The organism is Mesorhizobium sp. M1A.F.Ca.ET.072.01.1.1, from assembly GCF_004023325.1.
Lineage (GTDB): Bacteria > Pseudomonadota > Alphaproteobacteria > Rhizobiales > Rhizobiaceae > Mesorhizobium.
Genome location: NZ_RZSF01000260.1, coordinates 1 through 9792, shown reverse-complemented (window position 1 = coordinate 9792; position 9792 = coordinate 1). Strand labels below are relative to the sequence as shown.

Annotated in this window: 6 protein-coding genes and 2 pseudogenes; 4 read left to right on the top strand and 4 right to left on the bottom strand. The window is 65.1% G+C overall.

The window, feature by feature from the left end:
- The 3 genes and pseudogenes from EOA32_RS27485 to EOA32_RS27475 form a co-directional block, all read left to right on the top strand.
- Positions 1 to 3084 (top strand): annotated as a pseudogene (locus EOA32_RS27485) (protein ndvB); the annotation flags it as partial.
- Positions 3085 to 3460: 376 nt separating this feature from the next.
- Positions 3461 to 5230: a glucan ABC transporter ATP-binding protein/ permease gene (locus EOA32_RS27480; RefSeq protein WP_067000546.1), complete on the top strand. Its 1770-nt coding sequence runs from the start codon at positions 3461 to 3463 to the stop codon at positions 5228 to 5230.
- Between the two features lie 198 nt (positions 5231 to 5428).
- Positions 5429 to 6187, top strand: a complete 759-nt coding sequence (locus tag EOA32_RS27475) for a heme ABC transporter permease (protein ID WP_128373388.1) — start codon at positions 5429 to 5431, stop codon at positions 6185 to 6187.
- 230 nt (positions 6188 to 6417) lie between these two features.
- On the opposite strand, the gene EOA32_RS27470 is transcribed toward EOA32_RS27475, so the two are convergent.
- Positions 6418 to 7476 (bottom strand): D-TA family PLP-dependent enzyme, encoded by a 1059-nt coding sequence (locus EOA32_RS27470; RefSeq protein WP_128373387.1) that lies wholly within the window; start codon positions 7474 to 7476, stop codon positions 6418 to 6420.
- Positions 7477 to 7685: 209 nt separating this feature from the next.
- Here EOA32_RS27470 and EOA32_RS27465 point away from each other — a divergent pair, with 209 nt between their 5' ends.
- Positions 7686 to 8372, top strand: a complete 687-nt coding sequence (locus tag EOA32_RS27465; protein ID WP_067329872.1) for a D-lyxose/D-mannose family sugar isomerase — start codon at positions 7686 to 7688, stop codon at positions 8370 to 8372.
- Positions 8373 to 8381: 9 nt separating this feature from the next.
- Here the strand turns inward: EOA32_RS27465 and EOA32_RS27460 are convergent, their stop codons facing one another.
- The 3 genes and pseudogenes from EOA32_RS27460 to EOA32_RS27450 all read right to left on the bottom strand — a co-directional run.
- A complete protein-coding gene (locus tag EOA32_RS27460; protein WP_128373386.1) occupies positions 8382 to 8735 on the bottom strand; it encodes a hypothetical protein in 354 nt (117 codons plus the stop codon).
- Between the two features lie 15 nt (positions 8736 to 8750).
- Complete coding sequence (locus EOA32_RS27455) at positions 8751 to 9614, bottom strand: RDD family protein (protein WP_067329877.1); 864 nt, start codon at positions 9612 to 9614, stop codon at positions 8751 to 8753.
- Positions 9601 to 9792 (bottom strand): annotated as a pseudogene (locus tag EOA32_RS27450) (stage II sporulation protein M); the annotation flags it as partial. The gene EOA32_RS27455 and the pseudogene EOA32_RS27450, both read right to left, overlap by 14 nt.

Genomic DNA, 9792 nt, shown 5'->3' with positions numbered 1-9792 from the left:
CAGGAGAGCTTCGCCCGCCAGGCGATGCTCGCCTGGACGCGCAGCCAGGTGCAGACCCGCCATCTCGGCCTCAGCCTGACCGATGCCGCCAATGTGCAGAAGCTGGCGCGTTACCTGATCTATCCCGATCCGTTCCTGCGTCTGCCCGCCGACTCCATCGCCTCCGGCCTAGGCCGCCAGTCGAGCCTCTGGCCGACCAGCATCTCCGGCGATTTCCCCATCTTCCTGGTGCGCATCGGCGACGTCGCCGATCTCGAGATCGTCGCCCAGGCGCTGCGCTTCCAGGAATATATGCGCGCCCGCGGCATGATGATCGACTTCGTCGTCGTCAACGAGCAGGCATCCTCCTACGTGCAGGACCTGCAGCGCGCCGTGGAGACGCTGTGCGAGAACAGCCGCCTGCGTGGTCGCGAGCTTGGCCCGCGTCAGCACATCTTCGCCGTGCGCCGCGACCTGATGGACGAGCCGACCTACAAGACCCTACTGTCGGTCGCGCGTGTCGCTCTCCACACCCGCAACGGCACCATCTTCGACCAGCTCGAGCGGGCCGAGACGGCGGCATTGCAGGCTCGCGACGCGTTGCAGCAGGCGGAAGGCGTTCCGGTCCGCCAGCCGTCGCCGCCACTGCCTGAGCCGATGCGGGCAAGTGAGGGAGGAGCCGATATCGCCGCCGACGGCAACGGCCTCAGCCTCTGGAACGGCTTTGGCGGCTTCGACGGCGACGGCCGCCACTATGTGACGCGGCTGACCGGCCGTCGTGTGACGCCGCAGCCCTGGATCAACGTCATCTCCAACGCTTCCTTCGGCTTCCACGTCTCGGCCGAGGGCGCCGGCTTCACCTGGAGCCGCAACAGCCGCGACTACCAGCTGACGCCGTGGTCGAACGACCCGGTGTCGAACCGGCCGGGCGAGGGCTTCTATATCTACGACCAGTTGAGCGGCAAGGCGTTCTCGCCGATGGCCGCGGTGGTGCGCGATCCCTCGATGACCTACGAGACCTGGCACGGGCAGGGGTTCTCGACCTTCCGCTCGAAGCGCGGGCCGCTGTCGATGGATCTGACGCAGGTCGTCGACCCGGTGGATCCGGTGAAGATCACCCGGCTGCGCATCCAGAATGCCGGCCCCGCGCCGGCAAGGCTGCGCGTCTATGCCTATGCCGAGTGGGTGCTCGGCGGCCATCGCTCGCGCACGGCGGCAACCATCGTGCCGACCAGGGACGCCGCGACGGGGGCCATGCTGGCGCAGAACCCCTACGGGCTCGACTTCGGCGAACGGGTGGCTTTCCTCGCCGCGACGGCGCCTGTTCATTCGGTGACCGCCGACCGCGGCGAGTTCGTCGGCAGGCACGGCACGACCGAATATCCGCAGGCCGTGCTTGGCGGAGTTGCTTTGTCCGGCCGCGTCGAGGCAGGCGACGATCCGTGCGCGGTGATCGCCAGTGACATCGACATCCCGGCCGGCGGCGACGTGACGCTGTTCTGGCTGCTTGGCGACGCCGCGACGGCCGCCGAGGCGAGCGCCCTGGTGCAGACCCACAGGGACAAGGATTTCGACCGGCGTCTGGCCGACAATGAGCGCGTCTGGCGCGGCTTCCTCGACACCATTCAGGTCGAAACGCCGGACAAGGCGCTCAACGCCATGGTCAACCACTGGCTGCCCTACCAGAGCCTGGCCTGCCGCATCCGCGCGCGGTCGGCCTTCTACCAGGCGAGCGGCGCCTTCGGCTTCCGCGACCAGTTGCAGGATACGCTGGCCTTGCTGGCGCATGATCCGAAGCTGGCGCGCGACCAGATTCTCAACGCCGCCCGCCGGCAGTTCCAGGAGGGCGACGTGCAGCACTGGTGGCTGCCCCGCACCGATGCCGGCGTGCGCACCATGATCTCGGACGATGTCGTGTGGCTGGCGCACGCGACGGCCCGCTACATCGAGGTGACGGGAGATGCCGCCATCCTCAAGGAGCAGATACCGTTCATCGACGGGCAGGAGCTTGGCGAGGGCGAGCACGACGCCTTCTTCACGCCCGAGATCACCAAGACCACAGCCTCGCTTTACGAGCACTGCGCGCGGGCGCTCGATCTGGCGATCAAGCGCAGCAGCCCGGCCGGCCTGCCGCTGATCCTCGGCGGCGACTGGAACGACGGCATGAACCGTGTCGGCGAGGGCGGCAAGGGCGAAAGCGTCTGGCTAGGCTGGTTCCTGCTGAAGACGCTGGGTGACTTCGCCCCCATCGCCAAGGGACAGAGCGATGGCAAGCGGGCGCAGGCCTGGACGAAGCACGCGGACCTGCTGAAGCGGGCGCTGGAGAGCACGGCCTGGGACGGCCAGTGGTACCGGCGCGGCAGCTTCGACGACGGCAGCCCGCTCGGCTCCCGCAATTCGGACGAGTGCAAGATCGACTCCATCGCCCAGTCCTGGAGCGTGCTGTCGGGCGAGGGGGATCCTGCCCGCTCGACCACGGCCATGGAGCAGGCGACGAAGATGCTCGTCGACGACAAGCACAAGATCGTCAAGCTGTTCACGCCGCCCTTCTCGAACAGCGACAAGGATCCCGGCTATATCAAGAGCTACCCGCCGGGCGTGCGCGAGAACGGCGGCCAGTACACCCATGCCGCCACTTGGTTCGTCATCGCGCTGGCCGAGATGGGACGCACCGACGAGGCTTATCGCTGCTTCTCGATGCTGAACCCGGTCAACCACGCCTCGGACGAGGCGGCGGCCGAGCATTACCGCGTCGAGCCTTACGTCGTGGCGGCGGACATCTACGCCGGCGAAGGAAAAGGCGGCCGCGGCGGCTGGACCTGGTACACGGGGTCGGCCGGCTGGCTCTACCGGGCCGCGGTGGAAGGAATCCTCGGCATCGAGCGGCGCGGCAAGCAGATCACGTTTAGGCCGAAGCTGCCTGGCCACTGGGACGGCTACGCCGCCACACTCAAGATGTTCGGCGGCGAAATCAAGGTTCGCGTCATCCGCGACAAAAAGACCAAGTCGATCGCGCTTGAAGTCAATGGTTCGAAGACCAAATCAGGGTCTTTCGAACCGAAGGCCGGCGAGATGACCGACGTCGTCGTCAAGATACCTGCGTAGGATCAACGGTTTGCCTTGCAGGCCGCGCATCTCTCGGGATGCGCGGCCGAGCTTGGCGTTTTACTTTGCCAATGGGCCGGGCAGCGTGCGCCCACGCTGCTTCAGGCACGGCTAAGCAAGCGCCAAGTGATTAAAAATGTGGCAGCGCTGGGCGGGTGCCATTGTTTTGCCGCAAGGCTGACATTTCACCTTTTATCTCAAACCGTTAGGTGATCACGTCAGATTTCGCACCGTCGTCATCTTTTGTTCGCTAAATGGGAACGGAAGGGATAGACGACGCATTGTTTCGCGACACATAAACCGGTACGTGTCAAAAAATGGTGCGGCGCACAATACCGACATTGAGCACGGACAAGAGTTTGGCGGAGTAGCTGAAGTGTCACTTCTGCAGATCTACTTTAGAGCGCTGAGTTATCTGGCTGCGGACAAGAAGCGCGTCGCGCTGATCTGCGGCGCCAACGTCGCGCTTGCCGCGATCGCTATTCTCGAGCCGATCCTTTTGGGCCGGGTGATCGGCGCCATTTCCGAAAAAGGTCCGGTATTTTCGACGCTCGCCGTCTGGGCTGCTCTCGGTGTCTTCAATGTCATAGCTTTCGTGCTGGTGTCGCGCGGCGCCGACCGCTTCGCCCATGCCCGGCGTTCGGAAGTGCTGTGCCAGTCCTTCGAGCGCGTCATCACCATGCCGCTCGCCTGGCACCACCAGCGCGGCACGTCCAATTCGCTGCACACGCTGCTGCGCGCCGTCGAGACCCTGTTCAGCCTGTGGCTCGAATTCATGCGCGTGCATCTCTCGACGGCCATTGCGCTGGTGCTGCTGGTGCCGACCGCGCTTTCCATGGACATCCGCATGTCCATCGTGCTGCTTGGCCTCGGCGTGCTCTACGTCGGAATCGGCCGTATTGTCATGCGCCGCACCAAGTCGGGGCAGACCGCCGTCGAGCGCCACTACCACACCGTCTTTGCCCATGTGACCGACAGCGTCAGCAACGTCGCCGTGCTGCAGAGCTATAACCGCATCGGCCATGAGACCGCGACGCTGAAGCGCTACGTCAAGGACCTGCTCGACGCTCAGAACCCGGTGCTCGACTGGTGGGCGATCGCCAATGCGCTGAACCGCCTGTCGTCGACCATCTCGATGATGATCGTGCTCTCGATTGGCGCTTATCTCGTCACCCGTGGCCAGCTTCGTGTCGGAGACGTCGTCGCCTTCACCGGCTTTGCCGGAATGCTGATCGCCCGTCTCGACCAGATGTCTGCCTTCACGACGCAGATTTCCGAGGCCCGCGCCAAGCTCGAGGATTTCTATCGCCTCGAGGATTCGGCCGCCGAAACCGCCGAGCCGGACGGCCTGCGCGAGTTGACCAACGTTACCGGCCGTGTGCGCTTCGAGGACGTCAGCTTCGAGTTCGCGAATTCGGGCCATGGTATCGAAAATGTCTCCTTCGAGGTGCCGGCCGGCAAGACCGTCGCCATCGTCGGCCCGACCGGCGCCGGCAAGACGACGCTTATCAACCTGCTGCAGCGCGTCTTCACGCCGTCCAGCGGCCGCATCCTGATCGACGGCATCGACACTCGCACGGTGACCCGCAAGTCGCTGCGCCACTCGATCGCCACCGTCTTCCAGGACGCCGGCCTGCTCAACCGCTCGATCGAGGATAACATCCGGGTCGGCCGCGCCGATGCGAGCAATGACGAGGTGCACGCCGCCGCCAATGCCGCCGCCGCACAGGACTTCATCCTGGCCAAGAGCAGCGGCTACGATACCGTCGTCGGCGAGCGCGGCGGCCAGCTCTCGGGCGGCGAGCGCCAGCGCATCGCCATCGCCCGCGCCGTGCTGAAGGATGCGCCGATCCTGGTGCTCGACGAGGCGACCAGCGCCCTCGACGTCGAGACCGAGGACCGAGTCAAGGAAGCGATCGACGAACTGCGCCGCAACCGCACGACCTTCATCATCGCCCACCGCCTGACCACCGTGCGCGACGCCGATTTGGTCGTCTTCATGGACAAGGGCAAGGTGGTCGAATACGGCGGCTTCACCGAGCTGTCGCTGCGCAACGGCCGCTTCGCAGCCCTGCTGCGCGCCGGCGGCCTGCTCAACGACGAGGAGGTCCGTCGCCTCAGCCGTCCGGTGACGGAAGCGGCGTAAGCTTTCTTCCCTGTGGGACAAGGTGTCGCCGCAGGCGACAGATGAAGGTGTTCCAGGAAGACCAGCGTCTCACTCCGTCGCGCACCCTATCCGTCTCGGCGCTCGCGCGCCGATCCACCTTCTCTCACAAGGGGAGAAGGAGAGAGTGCGACAACCGTCCGATTGCCCCTGATGCATCGCCGGTCTATTTAGATCGGCATGAGCGACACCACCTCACGCCTCGCCGGCTGGATCGATCTCGCCAACCCGACCCGCTTCGTCGGGCTGGCCGACAAGGTTATTCCGTGGCTCGCGGCGACCGCGGCGATACTGCTCGGCGTCGGCCTCTATATGAGCTTCACCGCGCCGGAGGATTTCCAGCAGGGCATCACGGTGCGCATCATGTACATCCACGTGCCTTTCGCCTGGCTTGCCATGATGTGCTACACCATCATGGCGATCTCGGCGCTCGGCACGCTGGTCTGGCGCCACCCGCTGGCCGACGTGGCGCTGAAGGCAGCGGCTCCGATCGGCGCCACCTTCACCGCGCTCGCGCTGATCACCGGCTCGATCTGGGGCAAGCCGATGTGGGGCACCTGGTGGGTGTGGGACGCTCGGCTGACCTCGGTCTTCGTGCTTTTCCTCATGTATCTTGGGATTATCGCGCTGACCCGCGCACTGGACGACGCCGGCCGCGCCGCCTGGGCCGCCGCCATCATCACGCTGGTCGGCTTCATCAACATCCCGATCATCAAATTCTCGGTCGATTGGTGGAACACGCTGCACCAGCCGGCCTCGGTCTTCCGCCTCGGCGGCCCGACCATCGACTCTTCGATGCTGTGGCCGCTCGCCGTGATGGCGCTTGGCTTCACCGTGCTGTTCTTCGCGCTGCACCTGATGGCGATCCGCACGGAGATTTTCAGGCGCCGCGTGATCGCGATGCGCAGGGTTGCGGCGCGGCAGGCTGAGCGGCAGTAGATTTCGGATCAATAGCGGTCTGTCGCGTTCCTTCTCGCCCCCTCTGTCCTGCCGGACATCTCCCCCACAAGGATGGTGCGATTGCTTTCGGCAACTTTCAGCGTTTGGAGGAGGGCGCGACGCCCGAGCCGCCAATCTCCCCCAAAGTGGGGGAGATGTCCGGCAGGACAGGGGGGCGCTGTCCCGCCAGCCTAGACGAACTTAAAACATCTGCGTGCGTCTCAGGATCCTCAGGCCATCTTCCCCCGCGCCGCCACTGGCAGCGTTTCCAGCACCTTGTCGCCGTCGATCAGATGCACCTGGTCGAACAAATTCGTCACCACGCAGCAATGATCGGGAACCACGCGCACGCGCTCGCCAATGCGCAGGGCGGCGCCGTCTGAAAGCGTGACGTTGCCGTGCTCCTCGCTCAATCCAGTCACTCGCGCGCCGGGCACGCCGAGCAGCTCGCCGAAATCCGGCAGTCCTAGCGTATCGGAGGACAGAGCCTTGCTGCCGCTGTCGAGGATGGCGCGGGAGGGCGTCGGGTGGCTGACCACGGTGGCCAGCACCGTCAGCGCGCAATCGTCGAGCGTGCCGACGCCTTTGGCGACCTGGTAGCGGTCGAGATAGATGTAGGTGCCGGGCCGGTATTCGGTGACGACGCTGTCCTGGCCCGAGCGCCACATGTCCGGCGTGCCTCCGCTGGAGATGCGCCGGCATTCGAGCCCGGCCGCCGCGAGTGTCTTGCGCGCGTTCCGCAGCCACGCCTCGGCTTCGGCGGCGCGGCCCGCCGCCGGATAAGTCATCAGCCCGCCGAAGGTCAGGCCCTTGGCCTGGTCGATCACCTTCGCCAGCGCAACCGCTTCGGCCGGGCTCTGCACGCCGCAGCGGCCCATGCCGGTGTCGCATTCGACCAGCACCGGCAGCGGGTGGCCGGTATCGGTGAAGGTCGCGGCTAGCCCTGACAGCGTTTCGTGGCTGTCCGCCGTGACCGACAGCGTGACGCGGCCATGCAGTGCCTTCAGCCGCTCCAGCTTGGCGCGGCCGAGAATGTTGTAGGGCAGGAAAATGTCCTCAAGCCCGGCATCGGCCATCACCTCGGCCTCGCCGATCTTCTGGCAGGTGATGCCGACCGCGCCAGCCGCGACCTGCTTCTTCGCCCAGTAGGGCAGCTTGTGCGTCTTGATATGCGGGCGAAGCTTCAGCCCGTGGCGGTCGGCATGCGCCTGCGCCTTTGCGATGTTGGCTTCGGCGCGGGCCGCGTCGATCAGGATCGCCGGCGTGTCGAGATCGTCTATGCTTGCCATGAAGATCACCGTTCAAAAGCATGTCTCCCGAAAGTGGGAACCGGTTTCGGGAATGAAGACATGCGCAATCAAAAACCGGTTGGGGTTATGGGCTTGATCGGGCCGGATGTCACGAGGCCAGAGCCGTCGGTTTGCGTCGACAGCGGATCGGCATTGGGATATTCGGGTTGGCAGATTTCAGCAGGCAGCGGCCGGAAGGAAAAACGACCATGAAGCGCTCCAAAATCAACGACATCATCCGCGAAGCCGACGCCTTCATCCGCTCGTTCGGCTACATCATGCCGCCCTTCGCTTACTGGTCGCCGGAAGAGATGAAGGCGCACAAGGCGGACTCCTCGGCCATTTTCAGCTCGCGTCTCGGCTGGGACATCACCGACTACGGCCAGGAGAAATTCGATGAGCTTGGTCTCTTCCTTTTTACCGTCCGCAACGGCCGCTACGCGGACATGAAGCTCGGCATGGGCATGCTCTACGCCGAGAAGATCATGATCTCGCGCAAGGACCAGCTGTCGCCCATGCACCGCCACAACATCAAGGCCGAGGACATCATCAATCGCGGCGGCGGCAAGCTGGTGCTGGAACTGTTCATGCACGACCGCGACGGCGGCATCGACCCGAAGGCCGAAGTGTCGGTGCCGGTCGACGGCACCATCACCAGATTGCCCGCCGGCGGGCTCCTGAAGCTCGACCCGGGCCAGAGCGTGACGCTGCTGCCGGGCGTCTGGCACGCCTTCTGGGCCGAGGGCAAGGACGTGCTGATCGGCGAGGTCTCGACCGTCAATGACGACCTCACCGACAACGTCTTCCGCGATCCGATCGGCCGCTTCTCCAACATCGAGGAGGATGTGGCGCCGGTTCACCTTCTGGTGTCGGATTATGAAAAATGGGTGGGGTAGGGCGAGGGCCTAGTCGTCCCAATTTCGCTGCTGAAAGAAGGTCCAGATTCTGATAGTGCTGTCGTCCCGGTCGCTCGTGCTGTGCAGCGTGAGGACAATGTCCACGGTGGGCGGCGCTTTGATCATGGCTGTGATCACGCGCGTCCCGTCGTCGGGTACGATGCCTATGCCCCATTTCATTTCCCAATTTCCTCCGGCCTGCTGCAGTCGGGGAGTGGAATCTTCGAACTGCTCCCTCATCGACGCATCGTTTGGAAACGGTTCATCGGTGAGTTTTGCAAGAACCTCCCACGACCCGGCAACTGCTGCCTGAATGGCGCTTTCTATTCTGGCGCTCTCGGCTTGGCTGATTGTTTCAGACATACTGAGAGCTCCAATCTACCGCGCGTACTTGTCCGCCTTCCGATTGCCCAGCAGCAGCTTGCGCTCCAGGTGCGCGCGCAGCTCGCCGTAATAGGCGGTGAGGAAGGCCCTTGAATCGACCGGCTCGACCCTGGCGCCGATCTTGCGGCCTATCGTTTCCGCCACCGCTTTCATCGCGAAATAGTCGTCGCGGCGCAGCACTTCCTCCAGCTTGTGCAGCTCGGCGATGCCATAGGCGTCGAGCTGCGCGGCGCTGAACTGGAAGCGGGTCGCGACCGGATCCTTGCGCAGCGACAGATCCTCGAGCAGCGCCACCTTCGGCGCCTCGACCACCCAGGTTCCGGCGAGCAGGTCGCCGATCCGCAGCCGGTCGCGGTTGAAGAGCGGGAATAAGGAGAACAGCAGCGCCCACACCAGGCCGAAGATGGTCGACAGCGTGTCGGCGACGCCGGCGCTGCCGCGCGCCGCTAGGATCGACAGCGGCAGGAACACCTCGATCTCGCGCATCAGGTTGCGCGCGATGACCTGGTCGAGGCTGAGGCCGGCGCCGCTGCGCGAGGCAACGCGGACGCCGACCATCCGCTTGCCGGGCGTCGCCGCCCGCCGGCCCGCCTCGAAGGCGATGAAATAGACGTTGCGCAGCAGGAAGATGAAAATGATCCAGACGATGAACAGCGGTTCGGCGTCCTTCACGCCGAGCCCGCCCAGGCCGAAGATCGCGACAAGGCTGACCGCGACGGCGGCGACGACGATGATCACCACATCGAGCAGGAATCCCGAAGCCCGCGTCCCGGCATCCGCCAGCTTGACGCGCAGGTCCACGCCCTCCGGCGTGACCAGCGGGCGCACCAGCGCGGCGGGATTCCTAGCCGTTGCCATGCCGCGCCATCCGGAACAGGTAGAAATAAGAAATCCAGAGCGCCAGCATGCCGCCGCCGATCGAATAGCGGGCGATATCGCTTGTGATCGTCTGCCGGCCGATGCCTTCGAGCAGGCCGGCAAACAGCAACATCACGACGACGCCGACCATCGCGGTCGCCGCCACGCGGCCCGCGCG